Source organism: Alkalihalophilus marmarensis DSM 21297 (assembly GCF_000474275.2).
GTDB classification, from domain to species: Bacteria; Bacillota; Bacilli; order Bacillales; family Bacillaceae_D; genus Alkalihalophilus; species Alkalihalophilus marmarensis.
In genome coordinates this window covers 21,017-44,507 of record NZ_ATAE01000024.1, presented here as the reverse complement: position 1 = coordinate 44,507, position 23,491 = coordinate 21,017, and the positions used below count along the sequence as shown (strand labels likewise).

Below are 23,491 nucleotides of genomic sequence, written 5' to 3'. Positions count from 1 at the left end.
CGACTCCTGCGGGATGTGCGTGGCCAGGGGAGACCCCACAGGGCGAAAGCCCGAGGAGGCTCCCGGACCGCCCGCGGAAAGCGAGTGCCTGTAGCGGAATTCAACAACTACTGCAGGAGGGCCTTTCTTCAGTATACTCATGAGCATTATGGTAAAGGGCTGACGAGGAGGCTTCTGGACCGCCCGCGGAAAACGAGTGTCTGCAGCGGAGATAAACAATTATGGCAGGTGGGATTTTTCCTTATGTGCGTGACCAGAGGCAAAGCTATGAGCATGCTCCCGGGCCACCTGTGCTATATCAGAAATCAACAACTACTGTAGAAGCTACTTTTTCAGTAGTCTCTAAAAAGGACATGAGAAGGTGATTAGATGAAAATGGGATATGCCTGCCAAAACTTAACATTACCTACTACATTTCGTACGTGCCGGCTTATAACGATGGAAAAAGAAGGTATGGAGAAAATTAAAGAATTAACCTTATCGAACGTTGAAATGTTAAAGAAAGTCATTACATGGAATATTGAACAAAATATTTACTTCTTTAGAGTAAGCAGTGATATGATTCCCTTTGCCACTCATCCCAAAATGACTTGGCGATGGCAAGAAGATACGGACCTGCGGGAGAAATTAGGTGAAATTCATCAATTAAAGCTAGCACATGATCTTCGTCTTTCTATGCATCCTGGACAATATACAGTCTTAAATTCACCTAAAGACCATGTCGTACATAATGCGATAAAAGATTTAGAGTATCACGCAGACTTTCTGCATTTTATCGGAGGAAGTGATATGATTTTGCATACTGGAGGTGCATACGGAGATAAGGAAAAGGCAAAAAAGACGTTTATTAAAGCCTATCATAACTTATCTGACAACGTTCGTACGTATCTTAGGTTAGAAAATGATGATAAGACCTTTCATACGGCCGATGTATTATCTATATCGAAAGAGTGCGGGGTACCCATTTGCTTTGATATTCATCATGAGCTGTGCTTTGAGCGCACTATGCCAGAACTAGAAAGGCTGATTGAAGAAGTCATTCAGACATGGGAGCATATATCACTCGTTCCAAAAATGCACTTAAGTTCAGGTAAGAGAAGCATAAAGGACCCAGCTCATGCAGACTTTATCAGACCGGAAGACTTTCAGAGGTTAATCGTTCTTACTGAACCGTATGAAGTGGACATTATGCTAGAAGCAAAAGCCAAAGAAAAAGCTCTGCTGCAATTTATGGGAAGAGGTAAGTGAGCATGAATAAGGCTGTAGTTATCGTCTGTGTGCTATACTACTAAAACAAAACATAAAGAGAGGTGCAGCTATGTCAAATAAAAGAGAGAAAGCCATGTTTGCTGGGGGATGTTTTTGGTGTATGGTACAGCCTTTTGACGAACAACCAGGAATTGGAGATGTATTATCAGGGTATAGCGGTGGAGAAATTAATCACCCTACATATGAACAAGTGAAATCAGGTGAATCAGGGCATTATGAAGTGGTTCAGATTACATATGACCCCGAACAATTTTCTTATGAAAAGCTGCTATCTTTATACTGGCCGCAAATTGATCCAACTGATGACGGAGGGCAGTTTCAAGATCGAGGTTCTCAATACCGTACAGCTATTTTTTACTATACCGAAAAGCAGCGCGAATTGGCACTGAAATCAAAAAAAGAAATCGAAGAAAGCGGCAGATTTAATAAACCCATTGTAACTGAGATACTCCCTGCAAAGGAATTTTATTTAGCTGAAGAAAAGCATCAAAAGTTTTATAAAACACATAAAGAAGAATATAAACAGGATCGCAAGCAATCTGGTCGGGATGAATTTATAGAAGCAAACTGGAAGATATAATGAGACGACCCTCGCTTTTAAAGCGGGGGGTTTTTTTTAAAATGTGTAATTGTGGTTTAAATATGTAAAATTCTATAATAAATATATAAAATTATATAACAAAATGACCTTTTTCTGATATAATAAAACAAAAGAATTAAAAAAGTCAGACAAAAGGGGGCGTGCCTTCTCGTGTTATCTATCCTTAAAAAATGTAAATATGGAGTGTTGATCTCCGTTTTAACGATAAATATGTTAGCCCTTATTGTAGTTCTCTCTGTTCACGCTTGGACTTATACGGAAGCGGGAAAAGTTCCTCCAAAAACCGCTGTTTTGCTGCATGCTGTACATCATAATTTAGTTCCTGCAGATATGAAACCGCCGAAATTTTTTGTGCAAGGCGGCAGTCCTTCATTTACTAGAGAAAACATTTCTATTCCAGTTGCAGACGGAAGTGAAATTCCAGCCAGAATGTATCGTCCGATTAAAGGAGAGGGTCATCCGATTATTCTCTATTATCACGGCGGTGCTTTTATGAAAGGCTATGGAGATATTAATACTCATGACAATATTGTCCGCTCACTTGCTGCTAGGACAAAAAGTATTGTCATTGCGGTGGGCTACAGAGTTGCGCCAGAACATCCTTTTCCTGCAGCAATTGAAGACAGCTATGATGCCTTTGTGTGGGCTGTTAGTGAGGCGGAAAACTTAGGAGGAGACCCTTCTAAAGTAGCTGTTGTAGGAGATAGTGCGGGCGGGAATTTAGCTACCGTTGTTTCGCTGATGGCTAGAGACCGCAATGGGCCTGATATTGCTGCGCAGGCACTTCTTTATCCGTTAACGACCTTTCAAGATGTTGAATTTGACTCAAGGGGAGTATATGACAGCGGGTATTATCTATTATCTAGAAACGTTATGTTAAGAGCTAGAGATACGTATACTCCTGAAAAGGAGATGTGGAAGCTTCCTTACACATCCCCGCTTGAGGCAGATGATTTATATAAAATGCCCCCAGCTTTAGTGATTACGGCTGAGTTTGACCCGCTTCGTGATGAAGGAGAAGCTTATGCGAAGCGGTTAGCTGAACATGGTGTCTCTGTTCGAACTCTAAGATACAACGGTGTAATGCATGGGTTTATTTCTTTTTATGAAGTCATGTACCGAGGGAATCATGGACTGAATCAGACGGCTGCCTTTCTTAACCAAGTTTTTGAGGAAGCTCCTCAATATGAACCCTATCACTTGCATGTGTACGAGGGTGTAGAACAAACAAATCAGTTCCGAGAAGAAGCAGAGGCGTATGCCATTGGAAGCTTTCTTTTAGGGAGGCAGGCACTATCAATGATGCCATTCACACAATAAAAAGGCGAAGCATAGGCTTCGCCTTTTTTACCTTTGAGCACGCTTAATGAACATTCTTTCGTCTTCAATCAGACCGCACGTACCACATTGTACTTTTAGTTCCGGTCCGCGGTAAGGAGTATGAAAAGGGTCTAACTTATCGTTTGAGTATTGTTCAACGAGTGAGCCATCTTGAGGATTTAATTTTACTGGGGTCGCTACTTGCTCTATCAAATTAAAACGAGAGCGATTTGTTTTACAGCTTGGGCATAGATAGGGTGAACTCATTAAAAAGCCTCCTCTTCAATTTTCTTATCGTTTATTATGTGTCAGAAGGTGGAGTCCTATTACTTTTTTGCTTTTTATGTAGAAGAGTGGTTCTATTGAAAAAAGTAAGTGAATAAGATACAATAAAAGTGAATGACAGTCAGTCGGTTTTGGAGGCGTTAATGAATAACAAAAAGGAAACAAAGTATGAACTTATATTAAATGCTGCATTTGAACAAATGAAAGAGAAGGGATTTGAGAAAGCTTCTATATCACAAATTGTAAAAAATGCGGGAGTGGCTCAAGGAACATTTTATTTATATTTTGATTCAAAGGGAGCCATTGTACCTGCCATCGCAGAACGAATTCTAAATGAACAATTAGAAGCTATTCAACAAGAAGTAAAGAAAGATGATTCGATCTTTCAAATTGTGCAAGTGTTGATTGATCAAACCTACCAAGTAACTGAGGAGCATAAAGAAGTGATTAAGTTTTGTTACTCAGGGATTGCTTATTATCACTCGTTTCAAAGATGGGAAGATATTTACCGGCCTTACTATGAATGGCTAGAGTCGAAATTAAACATAGCGATGGAAGCTGGCCGCATTCCAATGGGACGTTCGATCACTCATTTGGCGAGTTTTATTATCGGGTTGATTGAACAATCTGCAGAAACGTACTTTTTCACCGATGCAGAAAAGAGTGCAGAAGAATTAACTTTGTACAAAAAAGAATTATATGATTTTATCGAACGAGCAATAAGCTGATGCATTCATTGGCTTTTTGCGGACTAAAAATGACTGACGTTCAGTCATAAATGATTAATGAGGTGCTAACATGAGTGAAAAACGCGTATTAATGATATCGGTATATGGTGCGCTGCTTTTTGCTGTTATTGGAGTAGTTTGGGGCTTAATCATCAACTCACAGATGATTTTATTTGACGGGGCTTATTCTTTTATAAGTGTTGTCTTATCTCTGATGTCTTTACTCGGTGCAGCATACATTAAAAAGCAAGATGAAAAACGTTTCCCATTTGGAAAAGAAGTGCTTGAGCCGATTATTATTATTGTTAAATACAGTATCATTTTAGTGTTGTGTATAGTGGCACTCGCATCATCAGGATATGACCTATTTACAGGGGGGAGAGCGGTAGATCCCGGGTATGCGCTCGTGTACTCTATTCTTTCAACCGTCGGCTGTGCTGTTGTCTTGTATTTCTTGTCACAAAAAAAGAAAACAAGTCAATCAGGATTTATTGAAGCTGAACAAAAGCAGTGGTTAATGGATACATTGTTAAGTGGGGCTGTCCTTGTAGGTTTCTTAGGGGCAACAATTGTATCATATACTCAATATTCGGCATATGTGGTTTATATTGATCCGCTGATGGTTCTTTTAGTGTCCCTATATTGCTTGAAGCTTCCATATGTGATGATTAGAGATAACATTCGAGAAGTGTTAGAAATGTCCCCTGCACAACCTTTGCAAACTCACATATTAAAACTAGTGGAAGAGACGGAAACGAAATATCGTTTCGTAGAATCAGTTACCCGCACATCGAAAGTAGGGGAAAAGTTATATATTGAGATTGACTTTATTTTGGACCCATCTTCAAAAGCTCAAACTGTACGAGAGCATGATGAGATTAGAGAAGAAATTAATCGGAAAATGAAAGATATTCATTATACCAAGTGGTTGACCGTTTCATTTACACAAGATCGTAAATGGGCTTAAGATGAACTCCCTGCCATTAAACTTAGGCAGGGAGTTTTGGTTTATGAGCAGAAATAGCTGGGTATGTATTTAATAAGCCTAATATTGAACGAATAAGCGCAAGAGGGGAGGATATCGAATGGGGTTACGCAAAGAACAGGAACAACGAAAGCTGCCTCCTAAGCATCGGTCCGATGAAAAGCGTCATGATGAAAATGAACGCTTTGAAAAATTATTAGATAAACTCGAAGACATGACAACAAATGGTCGTTTAAAGGATATGGCCTATCACTTCACCGACAAAAAAGAAGTGATAAAAACCAATCTTTTAGCAGGGATTGCTAGAGGTGTCGGGTTGACAATAGGAACCGCTGTTTTTATTGGGTTATTTATTTTCATTTTAACTCAAATGATCTCACTTCCTATTGTAGGAGAATGGGTAGCTGAATTTTTAGAGATGGTCGATCAGTATCGTGAGCAGCCATAAAGGATAAACTAAATGACGAGGTGATACATATGGATTGGTTAGGAATTGGAGTGTTAATTTTAGCTATTGGTTTTGCAGTATTAGTCGTATTACTAATCCCGGTACTTAAAAAACTTACAGAAACATTGGATAATACGGCAAAAACGATTTCACAAGCAGAAAAAAGCTTGGATGATATTACAAGTGAAACAAAATTAGTCTTGTACAATGCGAACGAAACGTTAATGGATGTTAACCATAAAGTAAGCAAGCTTGATCCGCTGTTTGATGTAGTAGAAGATGCAGGCCAAGCAACGCATCATCTGACTGAAACATTAGCTGATTATACCGGTGCTAAAATGGATGAAGTAAAGACTGGAGCTGAAGTCGGCAGACAGAAGAACCTAAAAGGATTTGTACGCGGCGTCGCCCTTATGTATTACTTAAGAAAAGCAAATAAGAAAAGAAAAGGACAAGCCGCTGAGGCTAAGGTAAAGGTAACAGTTAAAGAAGATATCTAGAAAAAAGCTGATGAGATCATCTCATCAGCTTTTGTTATTTAGAAATTAAAAGCTTCCTCCTCACCATGCTAGTTGATTTCCGCTATAAGGCACTCGCTTTCTGCTTAATCAACGGGGCATGGAGGAAGTTGAGTTTTCTAAGAGCAATAAGCTGGATTCCCTAGCCTACTTGCTTCTTTAAGAGTATTATTTAAAACGCCCAGTTTCCACCGCGGAAGACTGGTTCGCGTGTTCCGTCTTTTTTAATGCCGTCAATATTCATATCACTCGAACCGATCATAAAATCAACGTGAGTATTGCTCGTGTTTAAACCGTTTTTCTCAAGTTCTTCCTTAGACATCTCTTTTCCGCCTTCAATACAGAATGCGTAAGCACTGCCGATTGCTAAGTGATTTGATGCGTTTTCATCAAATAACGTATTGTAGAATAAAATATTCGTATCAGAAATAGGTGACTTATGAGGGACAAGAGCCACTTCACCAATATAGCGGGCACCCTCATCAGAGTCTAGCAAACGCTGCAATGTTGCTTCCCCTTGTTCTGCTTTGAAGTCGACCACTTTACCATCTTTAAATGTAAGAGAAAAGTTATCAATAATCGTTCCGCCGTAGTTAAGCGGCTTTGTACTTGATACCGTACCATTGACGCCTGTTTTCTTAGCTGAAGTAAACACTTCTTCAGTCGGCATATTGGCAACAAAATCTACACCATCTTTATTTGTGCTTCCTCCGCTTACCCATAGGTGCGATTCAGGAAGTTCGATCGTTAGGTCTGTTCCTTCAGCAGTATAGTGAAGCGCTTCATAATGCTTCTCATTTAACGCGACCATTTTTTCGTCTAAATTAGCAAGATGTGATTTCCAATCAGCTACCGGGTCTTCGTTGTGAATACGAGTAGCTGCAAAGATGGCATCCCAAAGCTTCTGAACGGCTTCTTCACCTTCTGCATCTGGAAATACTTTTTCTGCCCATTCAACAGAAGGTACAGCTACAATTGACCAGCTGATTTTATCAGCCATTACATATGAGCGGAACCCTGCCATCGCTTTACCGCTTGCTTTAGCAGCATTCGATACACGCTCAGGATCCGCCTCTTTCAGTAGGTCAGGGTTAGAACCAGTGATGCTTAAGAAAGCTGCACCGCTCTCCGCAAGTTCTTCATACCCTTTTGCAAGCCATTCAGGGAACTCGTTAAATGCCTCATCAGGAGCTAGCTCATATTTAGTCTTTGTAATCTGTTCATCATCCCAAATGACTTGTACATGCTTAGCGCCAGCTTCATACGCTTTTTTTGCGACAAGTCGTACATAATCAACAGCTGTTAGCGGTGTACGAACAATTAACGTTTGATTTGGCTGGATATTAATGCCGACTTTAACAGCAAGTTCAGCATACTTCTCTAAATTGTCTTGAAAAGTTGTCATAGAGTCATCCTCATTTCTTTTATGTATTATTATTTTATTCTTCACTATTTTACCAACATTATGACTCAAAGGAAAGAAACGGTACTTAAGTTAAAAGAATAAGCACTATTTTGGTTTTTATGGTACGATAGTAAACGCAAAAAAGTAAAAAGTAGAATAAAGAAGATTCACGATTACGTGAAAGAGGTTCGCAAACTCCCTCTATAAAAAACTATAAATGAAAACAGCATCAATTCGATGTCGTTTTCTTTCGTTCATCATCTATAGAATGACCCTAAATCGGGTACTTTATGAACATGAGAACGGACCGTATTCTCTTTGTGAGACATACGGTTATTAGCAGTCGCAGTTTAATGCTGCGAGGAGTTTAACGAATGCTCGTTCTTCTTCAACTGTGAAGGGGGAACTAGAGTCATGAAACAAGATAAAGCAGTCGTTGTATTCAGCGGCGGCCAAGACAGTACAACGTGCCTGTTTTGGGCATTGAAAGAATTTAAGGAAGTAGCTACTGTGACGTTTGATTATGGGCAAAGGCACTCCAAAGAGATTGAATGTGCAAGAAAAATCGCTGACGAATTAGGTGTTTCCTTTCATGTGCTAGATATGGGGCTCTTGAACCAGTTGTCACCTAATGCCCTGACTAGAGCTGATATTGAAGTAGAAGCAGGCGATGATGGTGAGCTGCCATCTACTTTTGTCGAAGGGCGTAACCTGTTATTTTTATCATTTGCAGCGATTTACGGTAAGCAAATCGGTGCTAAACATATTATTACAGGAGTATGTGAGACGGATTTCAGCGGCTATCCAGACTGCCGAGATATTTTTGTGAAATCATTAAATGTAACTTTGAACTTATCAATGGATGATCAGTTTGTGATTCACACCCCGTTGATGTGGTTAAATAAAGAACAAACATGGAAGCTTGCTGATGATCTAGGGGCTCTTTCATTTGTCAGAGAGAAAACACTTACTTGCTATAATGGCATCATTGGTGATGGCTGCGGGGAATGTCCGGCATGTGTGCTGCGTAAAAAAGGCTTAGATGATTACTTGGCATCGACTGAGGCGGGTGAAGAGTCATGATTCAGCAGTTCTATCCTCAAGTCCCGCATTCTTATCGGTTTGAATTAAATAAAGATATGCATCTCGCTGCAGCTCATTTTATTAATAACGAATCAGCAGGGGCATGCCAAAACATGCACGGACATACGTATTTTATTAATGTAACAATTGCTGGAGATGAGCTTGATTCAACAGGCTTTCTTATCAACTTTAAAGACATTAAAACGTTAGTTCATAAAAGGTATGATCACTCCTTATTAAATGATCATAAAGAGTATGAAGATCTTGACCCTACGACCGAAGTAGTTGCTATGCAGATATGGCAAACGATTCAATCTCACCTAGACACACTTTCAAATCAGCCGAAATGTATTCAAGTACTCGTGCGAGAAACTCCGACAAGCTATGTCGTCTATCGTCCGAAACCAGAGGAACTAGCATGAAAAAGATCCCGGTAATGGAGATTTTCGGACCGACCATTCAAGGTGAGGGGATGGTTATCGGTCAAAAAACAATGTTTGTCAGAACGGGCGGCTGTGATTACCGTTGTTCGTGGTGCGATTCTGCGTTTACATGGGATGGTACCGGTAAAAGTAATCTAATGACCGCAGAGGACATTATTAAGCAATTAAAAGAAATTGGCGGAGACAGATTTTCTCATGTAACTATTTCTGGGGGGAATCCGGCTATTCATCAAGGAATTGGAAAGCTCGTGTCATCGTTGAAGAGCTTGGGAATTAAAACTGCGGTTGAAACGCAAGGATCTCTTTGGCAGGAGTGGATGATGGAGGTTAGTGATGTAACGATCTCCCCGAAACCGCCTAGTTCAAAAATGGAAACAGACTATGATAAGCTCGACTACTATATCGACCGGCTTAAAGATCAGCATGTCAGTTTGAAAGTTGTTGTTTTTAACGAAGGAGACCTGGAGTATGCCAAGCATATCCATGAGAGGTACCCGGAAATTCCGATGTATCTTCAAGTTGGAAATGATGAAGTAGAGTCTGTTGAAAATGATTCATTAATCTCTCATTTATTAGATCGTTATGAGTGGTTAATTGATCAAGCTGTAGCATCAGAAACATTAAATGACGTTAAAGTATTACCGCAGCTCCATACGTTGGTATGGGGAAATAAACGAGGCGTCTAAGGAGGATTTGAATATGGGTGGACGTAAAGATGAAGATCTGCAAGGTGTAACACTGCTTGGAAATCAAGGGACAACGTATGATTTTGAATACAATCCGAAGATTCTAGAAGTGTTTGATAACCAGCATCCAAATAGAGATTATTTTGTTAAATTTAATTGTCCGGAATTTACTTCTCTTTGTCCTAAGACAGGGCAGCCAGATTTTGCAACGATTTATATCAGCTATATTCCTGGTGAAAAGATGGTAGAAAGTAAATCGTTAAAGCTTTATTTATTCAGCTTCAGAAATCATGGAGATTTTCATGAAGACTGCATGAATATTATTATGAACGATTTAATCGAATTAATGGATCCACGCTATATTGAAGTTTGGGGTAAATTTACTCCGCGCGGCGGTATTTCAATTGACCCTTATACAAACTACGGCAAGCCAGGAACAAAGTATGAGAAAATAGCTGAATACCGTTTAATGAATCATGACTTATACCCGGAGACGATTGATAACCGTTAAAGGAATTGCGCAAACCTTGTTGAATACATCTATTGAATAGGATGGGTAGTCACAATTTGCAGGAGGGATCAATTATGGGCTTACTTGACGGTTTAATGGGCAATGCATCAGAAATTAACCTTGCCGAAGTAGAGAAAGAGTTAGAAGTGATTCTCATTGATGGAGAAAAAATCGAGAGAGGCTATAAACTCATTCGAGACCTGTTTATTTTTACAAATGCCAGATTGATCTTAGTTGATAAACAAGGTGTTACAGGGAAAAAGATTGAGTATCACTCCATTCCTTATAAAAGCATCACTCACTTCAGCGTAGAGACGGCAGGTACGTTTGATCTTGATGCAGAACTGAAAATCTGGGTCTCAAGTACGGCAGAGCCGATCAAGAAACAATTTAAAAAAGATAAAAGCATTTTTGATGTTCAAAAAGCGATAGCCACATACGTAATGAACTAATACATCCGCAATTTTAGCGGATGTTCTTTTTTGTAAGACTCGAAATGAGCGTTTTTACTGCTGAAATCAATTATGAGGTTATATAATAGATTAGTGGCTGTTAATTACGTACATACATTGTGCTAAATCGTACAGCATGAAACAGCTAGTTTAAATGGTAGAAAGAAGGAAAAGAATGAATAAACATCTTATCAAAGCCGCCATTCTCTCTATTTCGATACTGACCGTTATGGCTGGCGCTGCCGTCTCGCCTGCACTTGCAGATATTCAAGCGGCTTTTCCAAATTCAAGTGAAACGACGATTAAACTCATCCTTACTTTACCATCGTTATTTATTATTCCGTTCACATTTATTTCGAGTTACTTAACAAAAAAGATAGCCAAGAAAACCATTGTATTGATTGGGATTAGCTTTTATGTGGTTGGCGGAGCAGGCGGGGGGCTTGCGGCTTCAATTGAGTGGCTGCTTGTCTGCCGTGCTGTCTTAGGGATTGGAGTTGGCTTTTTAATGCCAATTTCAACGTCGCTCGTTTCTGATTTCTTTGACGGTAGGGAAAGAACAGCTGTGATGGGCCAGGTAAGTGCTTCTAATAACCTGGGTGGCATTATCTTATTTCTATCTTCAGGGATGCTTGCAGCGATAAGCTGGCGTGTGACGTTTAGTGTATATTTGGTTGCTTTGCTCGTTGCATTAATTGTTGTATGGTTTCTTCCAAAACGCAGTCCTGAAACGATTCCAATCGGCACCTCCCTAGCCCCTTTACCTAAGAAGGTCTATCTTTTAGGGGGAGGTCTGTTCTTTTTAATACTAGCTTTCTATTCAATCCCTGCGAACATGGCATTATTTATCCATGAGGAAGGTATCGGGTCTTCACAAATGGCAGGAATCATCATTGCCATAGCTACAGCAACCGGGTTAGTTGCCGGTATAGTGTTAAATAAAGTAAACCAATTATTGAACGCATATGTGATCCCGAGCCAGCTCTTTTTAATGGCTGCAGGCTTCCTGTTAGTTGGTTTCTCAAATCATCTCGTATTTTTAGCTGCTGGTGTGGCGTGTATGGGGTTTGGCTTTGGCATCATCATGCCGATCGTGTTTGACCGAGTAACAAGAGAGGTGCCTAGAATCCAAGTTGTTCAGGCGATGGCTCTCGTAACGAGTCTCTTATTTCTTGGTCAATTCGCTTCACCCATCGTACTAGACGGGATTGGAATGATGGCAAACCAATCCTCCATTCGTTTTATCTATCAATTTGTCGGTACAGCGATGCTTATTGTATCACTTGCTTATTTATTTATTGCGTATAGAGTCAAAGATCATTCTCATCTAAAAGAGGAACGATCTTAAACATCAAAGTAGCGGCTTGCATTCTACCAGCCGCTATTTTTTATCGATTAAAACAACAGCTTCATCACTCCTAAACAAATAAACAAGAGGCCGGGAAGCGATGCGATGTATTTCAAGATAAATGGATTTTTCGTTTCGTGCCCTCTTATAATTCCTAATATAAGCGCAAGAAAAAGAATCGTTCCTGCGAGCGGTGCAAACCAAAATGGTCTCTCTGCAAATCCAGCCTGTATACCATAACCGACACTGTCAACATTGATTAATAATGCGATGATGACGAAATACGATTGCCGGTATAGAGGAAGTTCATTAAACAGGTTATAAACCCCTACACCAATCATTAAAATCGCTGCAAGTGTTTGAATCATGGAGGATGGGATGACCTCTCCAAGCAGGCGGCCGACACCCATTGAAAGAAAAATGACAATAGCTGAGAAGATAGAGATAAAAACTAGAACGATTAACGGGATTTTAATTCGTTTAAGCCCGAACATAAACCCGATCACAAATCCATCTATACTGACTAATAAGGCAAGCAACACTAGGAAGAGAAAGCCCATTTTTACAACTCCTTGGACATGGTATATGACAGCTTATGACTCATGCCTCTAGAATAAGACTTTAAACTATGATAAAGTGGCTACGGAATATGTAACCAATACAATGAGGTGAATTAGTTGAAGCATTCATACATAGCCATTTTATTTATCTCTTTATTTGTCCTTGCTGGGTGTAACCAAGGCGCAGGAAATGATTCTGTTGATTCTATTGAGTCAGACTCTGTAAATACAGATACTTCCGATGAGGTTACTTTTGAAACAGAGGATGCAGTAGCAGTAAGCGAGATTGCTAGAGGAGATGAGCAAGGTGAATCAGCTGAGCAAGATGAGTTTGATGACCAGCAAGTGATTGAAGAAAGTGATCTAGAACAATGGGAAGAACCTCAACATCATGAGGTTGAAACCACTGAAGCAGAGGAATCACCACAAGAAAGTACGTCAACAACTAAAGATTTAGTAGAAACACCGGATGAAAAAAGTGAAGAGGCAGAAAGTATGAGCGTTTTAGCATTAGGTGTAAAGGAATTTGAACTTGATGTGGAATTTGAAGATGGCGGAGAGGTAGAAATCGAATATGAAGTGAAAAAAGATAAACCTAAAGCTAAAGTCAAAATGAAGCAAAAAGGCAAGGGGAAAAGTAAGCACGAAATAAAAGGGAATGATGCTGTACAATATACGGAAGCTTTACTTGCTGAGTTATATATTGAAAATGAATCACTAACTGATGCCGTAGTAGAGAAGCTGTTAGCCAAACTTGAAGTAGAGACATCAAACGTTAAAAAAGTTGAAATAGAAATCGAGTTTGAGAACAAATCCAAATTGAAATATAAGCGCGACTGAATACATATGTGACTGGATTAAAATAAGCATGGAGCAAACGCTCCATGCTTATTTTTTGCCATAGGCAAATGGCAATGATACTAACTCGTAATGCTGTTTGTAAGAATTGAAGTAGCCCATTACTTGATTAACATACTCTTGACTTTGATTATAAGCAAATAATGCCTCTTCATACTCGCCATCACTTGCGCCGTGATCAGCTAAATATCTTGCAGCAGAATAAGCTGCATCATACATATCAAAAGGATCTGCTATCCCGTTTCCAGTCGCATCGACGCCATATCCCCGATGTTCTTCAATCAAGGCTACATCTGTAATGTCTATTTCATCCTCAATCTGCCCAAGATCTCCTCCGGGGTAACTCCAGCCGACCCATGTTCTAGGCATGAACTGAAAATGACCAACTGCCCCCACAGGGCTGATAAGGGGATCCATCGTAGAAAATATAGTTTCCACTCGATGTACAGAAGCTAAAAGTTCCCACGGGACATCATATTCATCTGCTGCATCTTGATAAATAGGGACATATTCTTCTGGAATATGATGTTGTCCGATCAGCGTCTTATAGGTAAGCTGTCTTACTTGATCATTCTTCTCAAAGGACCATACACCAATGATTAAAATGATGAATGACATAAAAAATAAAAACGTAAAGAATTTCTTCACATGCAGCCATCCTTTTTTAAGAAAATCGTATCATGTATCAGCTGCTAAGGATCTGTAATATGAGCTGATGTAATTAACTTGTAATCTAATAATAAAACCGAAGATTTATAGCTTTATTTATTATAAACAAAAACAATCAGCCAGAAAACAATTTTCGACAACTTTTCACAAAGAAGGTTGAAGCTTGCTGTGTTCTTGTTTCAAGTACGATAAGGATGGGAATAAAGGGTGATACAAGTGGTGAATGACAGGTGGTGATTGGAACATGTCGACAAAGACAAAGACAGAGGTATTTATTGCAGGTGGAGGAGTTGCAGGACTCACTCTTGCCCTAAAGCTTGCTAAACATCAAATTGACGTCACTGTAGTTGAGAAGCAACAGGGCATGGGGAATGTGTATAAAGGTGAGCTGCTTCAGCCAAAAACCTTATCAATCTTTGAAGAGCTTGAGATCTCCACACAAATCAATAAAGAAATTAATCCTCTTCAAAAAATCGTAACTAAAGAAGTGGATGAGAAGAATCGACAACTACTTGAAGTGGTGATGGATTATTCAAGACTGCCGATCGAGAATAACACGGCAGCCATGATTCCACATAACACATTAAAAGAAATTCTCTTAAATGAGGCAAATCGTTATCCGCATTTTCATCTGCTTCAACCCGCGGCATTCCTTAGGAAAGAAGGCACGAATGAAGTCGTCATAAAAAGAGAAGGCCTGGAGTCGGTGATTGAGGCAAATATAATTATTGGGGCTGAAGGCAGAGGCTCTAAAGTGAGAAAATCTGTTGATATACCGTTAAAACAATCCACATACACCCACCAGTTTCTAACCGTGACCTTTCCCTCGCCTCCTTCTTTAGTCGATGGAGAGATGATTGGCAATCATGAGCGTTTTCTTGGGCTTTTTCCGCTCCCAGGCGGGGAAGTTCGGTCTGTTTTATTAATCAGGGGCGATGAATATAAACAAATGAAAAAACAAGGGTTAGAAGCATTTTATGAAGCTTATATTCAACTGAAACCTGAGCTTGAAGGCTATGTGAATCAAATAAAATCTTGGAAAGATATTCAACTGATGGTACCGATCAGGCACACTGTCACACATTACACTGAAGGCAATGTGGTTATTATTGGTGATGCAGCACACAGCGTTCATCCAATGGCTGGTGAAGGCATGAATTTAGCGATTCAAGATGCCTATGTGTTAGGAGATCTTATTTCTTGGATGTATGAAGTGCGGCGACCATCAGATTATGAGTTATTAAAATGGTTCGAAGACGTTCGTGGTGAGAGAGTGGAGTATTTGTCATGGCTCTCGCATCAATCTGCACTGATCTATAATTTGCGCGGACATATTCCACAAAAGCTGCGAGTGTTAGCAATCAAACGGCTAGCTCTCAACAAGCGTCTTCATGATAAACAAATGATGAATATTGCTGGAATTGGATTGTGGAAGTTTGGGCTTACAGATGGTTTATCAGCATTTGGCTTTGGGAAAAGAGAGTTATCAGAGAAAGTGCTAAATAAACATATGTTCAATAAAAAAGATGATTTTCCCTGGAGATATAAAAAGAAGAGGTGAAGAGCATGCAGCTGACAGAATACAAAAAGCTATGGAATGCTAGAAAGTGGATGAAACGAAACGAACCATTTTTACCGACTTGGCATGCACACCTTGGCTACAGTCTAGACTTATTTAACCATTTTAAAAAAGGGGCGACTGTTGAAGAAGTAGCAATAAATAATGAACTAAATCAAGACCTGCTGCAGCGCTGGGTTGATGTAGGCATTGTTTTAGGGCATTTAAAGCAAAAGCGCAAAGGGATAATAAAGCCAAAAAGGTCGCTTGTAAAATATGTATCTAAGGATAGTGACTCCTCAGTTGGGATTTTAATTAAAGAGATGATGGAGTTACATATCCCTACGATGTTGTCATATAGGGATTTGATGCAAGGGAAAGAAGTGAATTTTTTTGAAACGGATTATGGAGATACGGTTGCGCAGACTTCAGCACTGCTTGAAACCATCGCTTTCCCTAAAGTGTTAGAGGTAGTAAAGAAAGAAAAAATAAAATCAGTATTTGATGTAGGGTGTGCATATGGGGGATATTTGAAGCGTCTTCATGTGAAAAAGCCTAAGTTAAGATTAAAGGGGCTTGAAGCGGACGAAGGTGTAGCAAAGAAGGCAAAAGAGGAGACTGAAAACAGTAATATCGACATTGTTGCAGGCGATATCAAGCAATATGAATCAGATGAAGAGTTTGATCTTGTGATGATGAATAATCTGCTCTATTACTTTTCAAAAGAGGATCGTGCAGAGCTGTTTAAAAAGTCTAGTGAAATTGCTGGGAGAAAAGGGACGTTGATTGTGATTTCCCCGCTTGTTCAATCAAAGCACGGACAAGCGTTTGCCTCAGCATTTAACAGCTTTATGTCCGCGCATGAAAACATGTATCCCGTTCCATCTGAGCGTGAGTTAAAACAATATGCAAAAGCAGCAGGATTTAAATTCAAAAAAACAACACCTGTAGTGAAAGAAGGCGGATGGTATATGATGGTGTTTAAAAAGTAAACTCTTCAATTAATGCAATTCTTGTTTGATTGCGTTCAGCAGTGCTTGATACTCTTTCGGCTCCCTAAATTGAGAAGGATTCCAATTCTTTTTGATCCAAGCTACAAGTTCCATCGGTTCATTAAACACTCTGCCGCTCGTGTCAAAGGTCTTCAATGTATAGATGTGATTATCAGGGTCTACAGTGACTGTACAAGGGTCTGCACACTCTAAACTTTGCAGGCTGTATTCCATAGTGATCATCTCCTAAAGTAAGAAGGTAATAGTGGTAGATAGGTCTAGTGTAACCATATTGCAAATAAAATAAGCCACTCACTTCATAAATCCTTAGCAAAAGTGCAGGAGTATGAATGTACCGCGGGATGAGTAATCTAATAAATAAGCAATGATTCAGCCGTTACATTGTTAAAGGAAGCAGCATATAATACGTTTTGACAGCCTGTATTACACGCGTGAACGATACAGGTCATTAGACTCAACTGCAAAAAAGGGTATGCATATCATTTTACGTTCAACCTTAGTTTCGCTAAAATAAAAGTATTATGGCAAGAAAAGGAGAGTTTTACATGCATGGTACTACACAACAAGAGGATCTAGGATTATTTCAAACGATAGAAGAGCGACACTCAGTAAGAAAATATGAGGCTGATTACAAGATGCCAGAAGAGGATCTAACGGCTATCTTAGAAGCGGCGGCACTGGCTCCTTCTTCTTGGAATTTACAGCACTGGCGCTTCCTTGTCATTGAGGACCCGAAGAAAAAAGAGGAATTACTGCCTATCGCCTATAACCAAAAGCAAGTGGTTGAAAGCTGTGTAACAATTGCAGTATTAGGAGATGTAGAAGCTAATAAAGAAGCTGAAAATGTATACGGTGAAGCAGTAGAAAAAGGCTTCATGACTGAACAAATTAAAGATACGTTAGTCAGTCAAATTAATCGAGCATACGAAAAAGACCCAGCCTATCCGCGTGAACTAGCTTTAACAAACGCATCTCTAGCTGCCATGCAATTAATGCTTGCAGCCAAAGCAAAAGGATATGATACATGCCCTATGGGTGGATTTAATGAAGAAGCGTTCATTAAAGCATTTAATATTCCAGATCGTTTCACTCCGGTTATGCTGATTACGCTTGGGAAAGCAGCAATCCCAGCTCACCGATCTTCAAGAAAACCTCTGGAGGAATTAACAATTAAAAATTCTTTTTAAGATCTTCTGGGTGCTGCAGCTTTCTGCAGCACCCTATTCTGTGGTATATAAACTTTAAAACTGACATGTTCGTAAAGAAAGAATGTAAGATTGGAGAATGGTAATCATGATTGATTTGACGTTTGAAACGTATACGGAAGCAGCGTTTTCATCAATGACCCTTGTAGAGACTTATGAGATGCAAAACTGGCTTCATCATGTCATCAAGTTTGAGGGGAGTGGAATTCCGGAAAATCTTATAGACCCTGAAGCTCTTATTATTACAAATCATGAAGGGAACATCCTTCAAATAGTGCTGCGAGAAGAAGGCTGTGACTCTCCGCTCTTTCAATTTACTGAAAATGAAAAAAGTCAGCTGGAAAAGTGGTTTAATGAAAATTGGACGAAATAAAAAAGGGAAGACAGCTTGTCTGTCTTCCCCTTTTTTATAATTAAGATATAATGAGCGTGATTAACAACTTGAATCAGTGGGTTTTGGAACAGAAAGGCCAAACAGGGGGCGCAGGTAAAGAGCAACGTATGTGCCGGCTAAAGCCATAACAGCCCAAACCCATCCATGTAAACTGAAAGATGCCACACCGCTGAAGTAGGCTCCAATGTTACAGCCAAATGCAAGGCGTGCACCGTATCCCATCATAATTCCTCCTATAAGAGAAGCGAACATTACTTTAGGAGGAATTTTCTTTAGTACAAACACACCGCCAGCTGCTGCAGCAATAAAGGCGCCAGCCATAATTCCGAAATTCATGACACTTGTTGAATCAAGAAAGACCGATTGGTTTAACTCTTGTGCACGCTCACCGGACCAATAGCCCCAGCTTGCCACATCAATACCGATAAATTGAGCAGCTTTTGATCCCCATAATGCAAAAGCACTTGTGATTCCCCATGGCTGACCTCTGACTAAAAGTGTTACCGCATTTAGTACGGCGAGTACTACACCTGCGATAAGGAGCGGCCAAGAACCGCGGAAAATCCGTTTCATACCTTGTGCGGATGGTACTAATGCCATTTTGGGTGGGTTTTTCTTACGTTGAATATAATACGTTAGAAAAATGATGCCCGCAAAAATTACTAATTGTAAAAGCCAAGCACCGCCATATCCAAGTCCTGTATCTGTAGCTAATGAAATAGCAGGAAGCGTTGGTGTTTCGTTCATCCAGAAATCAAAATGAGCAGCCCCGATAACGGAACCTACAATAAAGCCAAATAGCGTAATAAACATCGAAGAGCGTCCGCCTCCAACCGAGTAGAGAGTACCAGAGGCACAGCCGCCTCCCAGCTGCATGCCGATTCCAAAGATAAAGGCACCGACTAATAGACTCGTACCGACTGGTGATACAAACCCAGTTGGATCATGCCCATAAAAACTTGCTCCATAAGCTAATATCGGAGCGAATAAGGTAGAGGCTACAGCAAGCATCAGCATGTGAGCTCTTAGCCCTTCGCCATTACCCACAGACATCAGTCTGCGAAAAGCAGACGTGAAACCAAAGCGAGCATGAAATAAAGTATATCCGAGTAATAAACCGATCCAAAGCTGGATCAGCAGGTTAGCATCTGCAATCGTAAAAGTTGCAATACTTAACAAAATAGCTGCTGTGATTCCCGCTGCCAAAAAGATGGTCTGCACGGGCGGGAGTGCAGGGTGTTCAAGTGAGCGTGAATTTAGCGGCTCCGCTTTTGTTTGTAAATTCATTTATAAACACCTCTAATTCTTAGTTGTTTAATAGGATATGAACATGATAAAGGATTGTTACACATGCGTCAACAATAAAAGCCTATCCATTTTATTGAATAGGCTTTGGTGCTAGTTGGTTGAAATGGATGTCAAGTAAGTAAAGATTTCCTGTGAATGATCTTTAAGTGTGTATCCTTTCGCAGTTAAGGCAGCTTGGTGCTTTTTATTGAATAACCAAGATTCTACGTGAATGTCCTTCACATGACTAGCTAATTCTTCTTGTTCAGAGGTTGTCAAAGATTCTTCAACAGTGGTGCAAATAAAAGAGCGGCACACAGCATTTTTAAATGAGGGAGGCAAAGTGCAGCCTTTGCCGTCTTCAAAATAACGGCAGACAGAATAAGATGTTTTTAAGTCGTCAAATTCTAACGATGATAATGATGTGTGTTTAGAAACTTCGAAAAACGCTGGGTGGACAAAAGCATGTACACAAATTGTGTAGTCAAAAATCACAGCATGCTCGTCCTTTAGCAGGTTGAAGTAGAAAGCAGGATTGGATTGGGCCATTTTTTCCAATTCAAATAAGGTAAAAACGGGACTATAGGAGCAGCATCCAACTTGTGGAAGATCTGCAATCGGCCTCCTGAAATGAGGGTCACTGCAAGAAAAACAGGCATCTGTAAGCAGCTGGCGGTTCTTTTTGTCAAAATTTATCATCTGAAAACGTCCTTTTATAAAAAATATTGAAAAAAAGCAATAAATCTTTCGAAATAACTAGATTTTCTGAATAAAAAGTTTTACACTTTTTAGTGAAGGAAAGCAGTATAGCGAATTGATACTTCCCAATACATTTAACTATATTCGTTCCGAGTTTATCCGACAAGAGTAAACAAATCTATGAATGTTGCAGATAACCTTTGAGCAAATGTGACAATCATGTTAAAATGGGAATGAAAGCGTTATAATTTCCAGTCTCTCACTAGAGTCAACTAGTGTCCGACTTAAAAGTTACTAGGAGGTTTTTGTCACATGTCCAGCAAGGAGCACAAACCGGAAGAGCCATGGCAAGGATTTCATGGTCCGAACCTTGGCGTCGCAATTGAGTTGTATGAAGAATTCACTAAAGACCCAGAAGCTGTAGAGGAAGACCTACGCGAATTATTTGAACAATGGGGTCCACCGCCTTCTTCTACTCAAACTGAACCTGTTCAAGCGACAAATGCCCCTTCAGCAAACCAAGCTGCAGGAGCGGACATGATGAGGAAGTTTGTCGGAGCAACAAAGCTTGCCGACATGATTAGAACGAAGGGCCATTTAGCAGCCGACGTTCACCCGATTCATAAGGATAAGAAGAATGAAGAGTTAATTGAACTTTCTCGCTACGGTTTAACCGAAGCAGATCTGAAACAAGTACCAGTTGATTTAATTTGTCCAGATGCCCCTTCACATGTTAAGGACGGTTTGGATGCAATCAAACACTTAAAAAATGTTTATACAAAGACAATTGCATTCGAATTTGGTCATGTACATGATGAGGAAGAGCGTCAATGGTTAAATAAGATGGTGGAATCCGGTATCTATTTGCCGAATCTATCAAAACAACAAAAAGTTGCATTACTTAAGCGTTTAACACAAGTTGAAGGATTTGAGAAATTTATTCATCGTACGTTCGTTGGGCAAAAGCGCTTCTCTATCGAAGGTCTTGATATTATGGTGCCGATGCTTGATGAGGTTGTTCGTGAATCTGTCCATGAAGGAACAGAGCATGTCATGATTGGTATGGCGCACCGCGGACGTTTGAATGTATTAGCGCACACTCTAAGCAAGCCTTACAAAATGATCTTCTCTGAATTTTTACATGCTCCTAACAAAGATTTAGTGCCTTCAGAAGGATCAACTGGCATTAACTACGGTTGGACAGGAGATGTGAAGTATCACTTAGGTGCTGATCGTCAAATTAAAGAAGAGAATACAGTAGAAGCAACGGTTTCTCTTGCAAACAACCCGTCTCACCTTGAGTTTGTGAGCCCGATTGTAGAAGGTTATGCACGTGCAGCTCAAGAAGTACGTACGAAAAAAGGTGATCCAGAGCAAACGGTTTCAAAAGCATATTCAATCTTAATCCACGGAGACGCTGCTTTCCCAGGACAAGGGATTGTTACTGAAACTCTAAACCTCTCTCGTCTAACAGGTTATCAAACGGGTGGATCACTTCATATTATTGCTAACAATAATATTGGGTTCACTACAGAAACGTATGATTCACGTTCTACTACATATGCAAGTGACCCAGCTAAAGGGTTTGAAATTCCGATCGTTCATGTCAATGCTGACGATCCTGAAGCCTGTCTTGCTGCTATGCATCTTGCATTTCAATATCGAAAGCGTTTCAAAAAGGATTTCTTGATTGACTTAATCGGATATCGTCGCTTCGGTCACAATGAAATGGATGAGCCTGCTGTTACTCAACCAGGACTTTATCAAAAAATCAGAGCGCACAAAACGGTACGTGTGCTGTATGCAGACCAATTAGTCGCTAGCGGTGAAATTGAGTCAGGATACGGTGAAGAGCTAGATAAAGAAGCTCAAGAGTACCTTCAATCACAATATGATGCGGTTGCAGGCAATAAGTCTAATAAAGCAAAAGAAATCGTTACACCTGATTTCATTGTAAGCGGACTTCCAAAAGTAAAGACTTCAGTTGAATTTAATACACTAAAGTCTATCAATGAACAATTGCTGACGTGGCCGGAACAATTTAAACCAAATGAAAAGCTTGAGAAAATTCTTAAGCGTCGTCTTCAATCGTTTGAAGGGGAAGGTAAAATTGACTGGGCATTAGCGGAAACACTTGCATTTGCTTCAATTTTACATGATGGTACACCAATTCGTCTTTCAGGTCAGGATTCAGAACGTGGTACATTTGCACATCGTCACTTAGTACTGCATGACCGTGAAACGAACGAAACACATACGCCGCTTAAAGAATTTGATGATGCGAACGCGTCGTTCTCTGTTCATAACAGCCCGCTTTCTGAAATGGCTGTAGTCGGATTTGAGTATGGCTACAACGTATTTGCACCTGAGACTCTAGTTCTTTGGGAAGCTCAATTTGGAGATTTCGCTAACGGTGCTCAAGTAATGTTTGATCAATGGGTATCTGCAGGGCGTGCTAAGTGGGGCCAAAAATCAGGACTTGTATGTCTTCTGCCACACGGATATGAAGGGCAAGGACCTGAGCACTCAAGCGGCCGTGTTGAACGTTTCTTAGTACTCGCGGCTGAAAATAACTGGACAATTGCTAACTGTACATCAGCAGCGCAATATTTCCACATTTTACGTCGTCAAGCGGCTATCCTTGAAAAAGATTCGGTTCGTCCGTTAATTATTATGACACCAAAAAGTCTGCTTCGTAATCAAGTTGTTGCTTCCACGCATGCTGAATTTACTGAAGGAGAATTCAAGCCTGTGTTTGAACAAGCTGGCTTAGGTGAAGCTGCAGATAAAGTAGAACGTATTGTCCTTTGCAGCGGTAAAGTAGCGATTGACCTTGCAGACCGTGTGAAGAAATCTGACGAAAACTGGGATTGGCTTCACATTGCACGTGTTGAAGAGCTGTATCCGTTCCCAAAAAAGCAAATTCGCGAATTATTTGCTAGATACTCAAACTTAAAAGAGATTGTTTGGGTTCAAGAGGAGCCTAAGAATATGGGTGCTTGGCCATTTATCGAGTCACGCATCCGTGAGATTACACCTAGCGAGGCATCGGTTTCATACATTGGACGTACTCATCGTTCAAGTCCTGCTGAAGGTGACCCGGTTGCACATAAGAAAGAACAAGATCGTATCATCACAGAATCATTGACTCGCAAATAATAAGGAG

At 40.1% G+C, this 23,491-nt stretch carries 26 protein-coding genes and 1 riboswitch; of the genes, 19 read left to right on the top strand and 7 right to left on the bottom strand.

Annotated features, from left to right (window positions below; translation table 11 throughout):
* Positions 1–369: 369 nt before the first annotated feature.
* From uvsE to A33I_RS08390, 3 genes are all read left to right on the top strand, one after another.
* Entirely contained in the window at positions 370–1,248 is an 879-nt protein-coding gene (uvsE, locus tag A33I_RS08400) for a UV DNA damage repair endonuclease UvsE (RefSeq protein ID WP_022628025.1), read from the top strand.
* A gap of 70 nt (positions 1,249–1,318) precedes the next feature.
* Positions 1,319–1,849, top strand: a complete 531-nt coding sequence (gene msrA, locus A33I_RS08395) for a peptide-methionine (S)-S-oxide reductase MsrA (protein ID WP_022628024.1) — start codon at positions 1,319–1,321, stop codon at positions 1,847–1,849.
* Between the two features lie 171 nt (positions 1,850–2,020).
* Complete coding sequence (locus tag A33I_RS08390) at positions 2,021–3,190, top strand: alpha/beta hydrolase (protein WP_022628023.1); 1,170 nt, start codon at positions 2,021–2,023, stop codon at positions 3,188–3,190.
* Positions 3,191–3,217: 27 nt separating this feature from the next.
* Here the strand turns inward: A33I_RS08390 and A33I_RS08385 are convergent, their stop codons facing one another.
* Complete coding sequence (locus A33I_RS08385; RefSeq protein WP_022628022.1) at positions 3,218–3,457, bottom strand: hypothetical protein; 240 nt, start codon at positions 3,455–3,457, stop codon at positions 3,218–3,220.
* A 161-nt stretch (positions 3,458–3,618) separates the two neighbouring features.
* Between A33I_RS08385 and A33I_RS08380 the strand changes: the two genes are divergently transcribed.
* The 4 genes from A33I_RS08380 to A33I_RS08365 all read left to right on the top strand — a co-directional run bounded on the left by A33I_RS08380 (position 3,619) and on the right by A33I_RS08365 (position 6,136).
* On the top strand, positions 3,619–4,203 hold the full coding sequence (locus A33I_RS08380; RefSeq protein ID WP_022628021.1) for a TetR/AcrR family transcriptional regulator: 585 nt from the start codon (positions 3,619–3,621) through the stop codon (positions 4,201–4,203).
* 70 nt (positions 4,204–4,273) lie between these two features.
* The gene (locus A33I_RS08375; protein WP_022628020.1) at positions 4,274–5,170 is read left to right on the top strand and encodes a cation diffusion facilitator family transporter; all 897 of its coding nucleotides are present in this window, start codon (positions 4,274–4,276) and stop codon (positions 5,168–5,170) included.
* A 118-nt stretch (positions 5,171–5,288) separates the two neighbouring features.
* Entirely contained in the window at positions 5,289–5,636 is a 348-nt protein-coding gene (locus A33I_RS08370; protein ID WP_022628019.1) for a DUF5665 domain-containing protein, read from the top strand.
* A gap of 29 nt (positions 5,637–5,665) precedes the next feature.
* Positions 5,666–6,136, top strand: a complete 471-nt coding sequence (locus tag A33I_RS08365) for a DUF948 domain-containing protein (RefSeq protein ID WP_022628018.1) — start codon at positions 5,666–5,668, stop codon at positions 6,134–6,136.
* 190 nt (positions 6,137–6,326) lie between these two features.
* Here A33I_RS08365 and A33I_RS08360 read toward each other — a convergent pair whose 3' ends face one another.
* Positions 6,327–7,559 (bottom strand): aminopeptidase, encoded by a 1,233-nt coding sequence (locus tag A33I_RS08360; protein ID WP_022628017.1) that lies wholly within the window; start codon positions 7,557–7,559, stop codon positions 6,327–6,329.
* Positions 7,560–7,736: 177 nt separating this feature from the next.
* Positions 7,737–7,780, top strand: a riboswitch (PreQ1 riboswitch).
* Positions 7,781–7,973: 193 nt separating this feature from the next.
* Between A33I_RS08360 and queC the strand changes: the two genes are divergently transcribed.
* The 6 genes from queC to A33I_RS08330 all read left to right on the top strand — a co-directional run bounded on the left by queC (position 7,974) and on the right by A33I_RS08330 (position 12,082).
* Positions 7,974–8,642 (top strand): 7-cyano-7-deazaguanine synthase QueC, encoded by a 669-nt coding sequence (gene queC, locus A33I_RS08355; RefSeq protein ID WP_012959204.1) that lies wholly within the window; start codon positions 7,974–7,976, stop codon positions 8,640–8,642.
* Positions 8,639–9,064: a 6-carboxytetrahydropterin synthase QueD gene (gene queD, locus A33I_RS08350; protein ID WP_022628016.1), complete on the top strand. Its 426-nt coding sequence runs from the start codon at positions 8,639–8,641 to the stop codon at positions 9,062–9,064. The genes queC and queD overlap by 4 nt, the downstream gene beginning before the upstream one ends.
* Positions 9,061–9,771, top strand: a complete 711-nt coding sequence (gene queE, locus A33I_RS08345; protein ID WP_022628015.1) for a 7-carboxy-7-deazaguanine synthase QueE — start codon at positions 9,061–9,063, stop codon at positions 9,769–9,771. Before queD ends, queE begins: the two co-directional genes overlap by 4 nt.
* Positions 9,772–9,784: 13 nt before the next feature.
* Entirely contained in the window at positions 9,785–10,282 is a 498-nt protein-coding gene (queF, locus tag A33I_RS08340; protein WP_022628014.1) for a preQ(1) synthase, read from the top strand.
* A 74-nt stretch (positions 10,283–10,356) separates the two neighbouring features.
* Positions 10,357–10,734: a PH domain-containing protein gene (locus tag A33I_RS08335; protein ID WP_012959200.1), complete on the top strand. Its 378-nt coding sequence runs from the start codon at positions 10,357–10,359 to the stop codon at positions 10,732–10,734.
* A 175-nt stretch (positions 10,735–10,909) separates the two neighbouring features.
* The gene (locus A33I_RS08330; protein ID WP_022628013.1) at positions 10,910–12,082 is read left to right on the top strand and encodes an MFS transporter; all 1,173 of its coding nucleotides are present in this window, start codon (positions 10,910–10,912) and stop codon (positions 12,080–12,082) included.
* A 47-nt stretch (positions 12,083–12,129) separates the two neighbouring features.
* On the opposite strand, the gene A33I_RS08325 is transcribed toward A33I_RS08330, so the two are convergent.
* Positions 12,130–12,642: an MntP/YtaF family protein gene (locus A33I_RS08325; protein ID WP_022628012.1), complete on the bottom strand. Its 513-nt coding sequence runs from the start codon at positions 12,640–12,642 to the stop codon at positions 12,130–12,132.
* A 117-nt stretch (positions 12,643–12,759) separates the two neighbouring features.
* Between A33I_RS08325 and A33I_RS08320 the strand changes: the two genes are divergently transcribed.
* Entirely contained in the window at positions 12,760–13,482 is a 723-nt protein-coding gene (locus A33I_RS08320) for a YusW family protein (RefSeq protein ID WP_022628011.1), read from the top strand.
* A 48-nt stretch (positions 13,483–13,530) separates the two neighbouring features.
* On the opposite strand, the gene A33I_RS08315 is transcribed toward A33I_RS08320, so the two are convergent.
* Positions 13,531–14,148 carry a lytic transglycosylase domain-containing protein gene (locus tag A33I_RS08315; protein WP_022628010.1) on the bottom strand — a complete coding sequence of 206 codons (618 nt, stop codon included), beginning with the start codon at positions 14,146–14,148 and terminating at the stop codon, positions 13,531–13,533.
* 265 nt (positions 14,149–14,413) lie between these two features.
* Here A33I_RS08315 and A33I_RS08310 point away from each other — a divergent pair, with 265 nt between their 5' ends.
* Together A33I_RS08310 and A33I_RS08305 are read left to right on the top strand one after the other, a co-directional pair.
* Positions 14,414–15,730, top strand: a complete 1,317-nt coding sequence (locus A33I_RS08310) for an FAD-dependent oxidoreductase (protein ID WP_022628009.1) — start codon at positions 14,414–14,416, stop codon at positions 15,728–15,730.
* Between the two features lie 5 nt (positions 15,731–15,735).
* The gene (locus tag A33I_RS08305; protein WP_012959192.1) at positions 15,736–16,719 is read left to right on the top strand and encodes a class I SAM-dependent methyltransferase; all 984 of its coding nucleotides are present in this window, start codon (positions 15,736–15,738) and stop codon (positions 16,717–16,719) included.
* Positions 16,720–16,728: 9 nt separating this feature from the next.
* On the opposite strand, the gene A33I_RS08300 is transcribed toward A33I_RS08305, so the two are convergent.
* A complete protein-coding gene (locus A33I_RS08300; protein ID WP_022628008.1) occupies positions 16,729–16,953 on the bottom strand; it encodes a hypothetical protein in 225 nt (74 codons plus the stop codon).
* Between the two features lie 332 nt (positions 16,954–17,285).
* Between A33I_RS08300 and A33I_RS08295 the strand changes: the two genes are divergently transcribed.
* Together A33I_RS08295 and A33I_RS08290 are read left to right on the top strand one after the other, a co-directional pair.
* Positions 17,286–17,927 (top strand): nitroreductase family protein, encoded by a 642-nt coding sequence (locus A33I_RS08295; RefSeq protein ID WP_022628007.1) that lies wholly within the window; start codon positions 17,286–17,288, stop codon positions 17,925–17,927.
* A 106-nt stretch (positions 17,928–18,033) separates the two neighbouring features.
* Positions 18,034–18,318 (top strand): hypothetical protein, encoded by a 285-nt coding sequence (locus tag A33I_RS08290; protein WP_022628006.1) that lies wholly within the window; start codon positions 18,034–18,036, stop codon positions 18,316–18,318.
* Between the two features lie 60 nt (positions 18,319–18,378).
* Here A33I_RS08290 and A33I_RS08285 read toward each other — a convergent pair whose 3' ends face one another.
* Positions 18,379–19,626, bottom strand: a complete 1,248-nt coding sequence (locus A33I_RS08285; RefSeq protein ID WP_022628005.1) for a YeeE/YedE family protein — start codon at positions 19,624–19,626, stop codon at positions 18,379–18,381.
* 111 nt (positions 19,627–19,737) lie between these two features.
* Positions 19,738–20,325 (bottom strand): hypothetical protein, encoded by a 588-nt coding sequence (locus A33I_RS08280; protein WP_022628004.1) that lies wholly within the window; start codon positions 20,323–20,325, stop codon positions 19,738–19,740.
* A gap of 312 nt (positions 20,326–20,637) precedes the next feature.
* On the opposite strand from A33I_RS08280, the gene A33I_RS08275 reads away from it, so the two are divergent.
* A complete protein-coding gene (locus A33I_RS08275) occupies positions 20,638–23,484 on the top strand; it encodes a 2-oxoglutarate dehydrogenase E1 component (RefSeq protein WP_022628003.1) in 2,847 nt (948 codons plus the stop codon).
* Positions 23,485–23,491: the final 7 nt, after the last annotated feature.

Bases quoted from the DNA above. Each gene is read 5' to 3' on its own strand.
- A33I_RS08310 (WP_022628009.1), top strand. From the start codon at position 14,414: ATGTCGACAAAGACAAAGACAGAGGTATTTATTGCAGGTGGAGGAGTT.
- queE (WP_022628015.1), top strand. From the start codon at position 9,061: ATGAAAAAGATCCCGGTAATGGAGATTTTCGGACCGACCATTCAAGGT.
- A33I_RS08290 (WP_022628006.1), top strand. From the start codon at position 18,034: ATGATTGATTTGACGTTTGAAACGTATACGGAAGCAGCGTTTTCATCA.
- A33I_RS08295 (WP_022628007.1), top strand. From the start codon at position 17,286: ATGCATGGTACTACACAACAAGAGGATCTAGGATTATTTCAAACGATA.
- queD (WP_022628016.1), top strand. From the start codon at position 8,639: ATGATTCAGCAGTTCTATCCTCAAGTCCCGCATTCTTATCGGTTTGAA.
- A33I_RS08375 (WP_022628020.1), top strand. From the start codon at position 4,274: ATGAGTGAAAAACGCGTATTAATGATATCGGTATATGGTGCGCTGCTT.
- A33I_RS08370 (WP_022628019.1), top strand. From the start codon at position 5,289: ATGGGGTTACGCAAAGAACAGGAACAACGAAAGCTGCCTCCTAAGCAT.
- A33I_RS08380 (WP_022628021.1), top strand. From the start codon at position 3,619: ATGAATAACAAAAAGGAAACAAAGTATGAACTTATATTAAATGCTGCA.
- queF (WP_022628014.1), top strand. From the start codon at position 9,785: ATGGGTGGACGTAAAGATGAAGATCTGCAAGGTGTAACACTGCTTGGA.
- A33I_RS08365 (WP_022628018.1), top strand. From the start codon at position 5,666: ATGGATTGGTTAGGAATTGGAGTGTTAATTTTAGCTATTGGTTTTGCA.
- A33I_RS08325 (WP_022628012.1), bottom strand. From the start codon at position 12,642: ATGGGCTTTCTCTTCCTAGTGTTGCTTGCCTTATTAGTCAGTATAGAT.
- uvsE (WP_022628025.1), top strand. From the start codon at position 370: ATGAAAATGGGATATGCCTGCCAAAACTTAACATTACCTACTACATTT.
- A33I_RS08285 (WP_022628005.1), bottom strand. From the start codon at position 19,626: ATGAATTTACAAACAAAAGCGGAGCCGCTAAATTCACGCTCACTTGAA.
- A33I_RS08330 (WP_022628013.1), top strand. From the start codon at position 10,910: ATGAATAAACATCTTATCAAAGCCGCCATTCTCTCTATTTCGATACTG.
- A33I_RS08360 (WP_022628017.1), bottom strand. From the start codon at position 7,559: ATGACAACTTTTCAAGACAATTTAGAGAAGTATGCTGAACTTGCTGTT.
- A33I_RS08385 (WP_022628022.1), bottom strand. From the start codon at position 3,457: ATGAGTTCACCCTATCTATGCCCAAGCTGTAAAACAAATCGCTCTCGT.
- A33I_RS08275 (WP_022628003.1), top strand. From the start codon at position 20,638: ATGTCCAGCAAGGAGCACAAACCGGAAGAGCCATGGCAAGGATTTCAT.
- queC (WP_012959204.1), top strand. From the start codon at position 7,974: ATGAAACAAGATAAAGCAGTCGTTGTATTCAGCGGCGGCCAAGACAGT.
- A33I_RS08300 (WP_022628008.1), bottom strand. From the start codon at position 16,953: ATGGAATACAGCCTGCAAAGTTTAGAGTGTGCAGACCCTTGTACAGTC.
- msrA (WP_022628024.1), top strand. From the start codon at position 1,319: ATGTCAAATAAAAGAGAGAAAGCCATGTTTGCTGGGGGATGTTTTTGG.
- A33I_RS08280 (WP_022628004.1), bottom strand. From the start codon at position 20,325: ATGATAAATTTTGACAAAAAGAACCGCCAGCTGCTTACAGATGCCTGT.
- A33I_RS08305 (WP_012959192.1), top strand. From the start codon at position 15,736: ATGCAGCTGACAGAATACAAAAAGCTATGGAATGCTAGAAAGTGGATG.
- A33I_RS08335 (WP_012959200.1), top strand. From the start codon at position 10,357: ATGGGCTTACTTGACGGTTTAATGGGCAATGCATCAGAAATTAACCTT.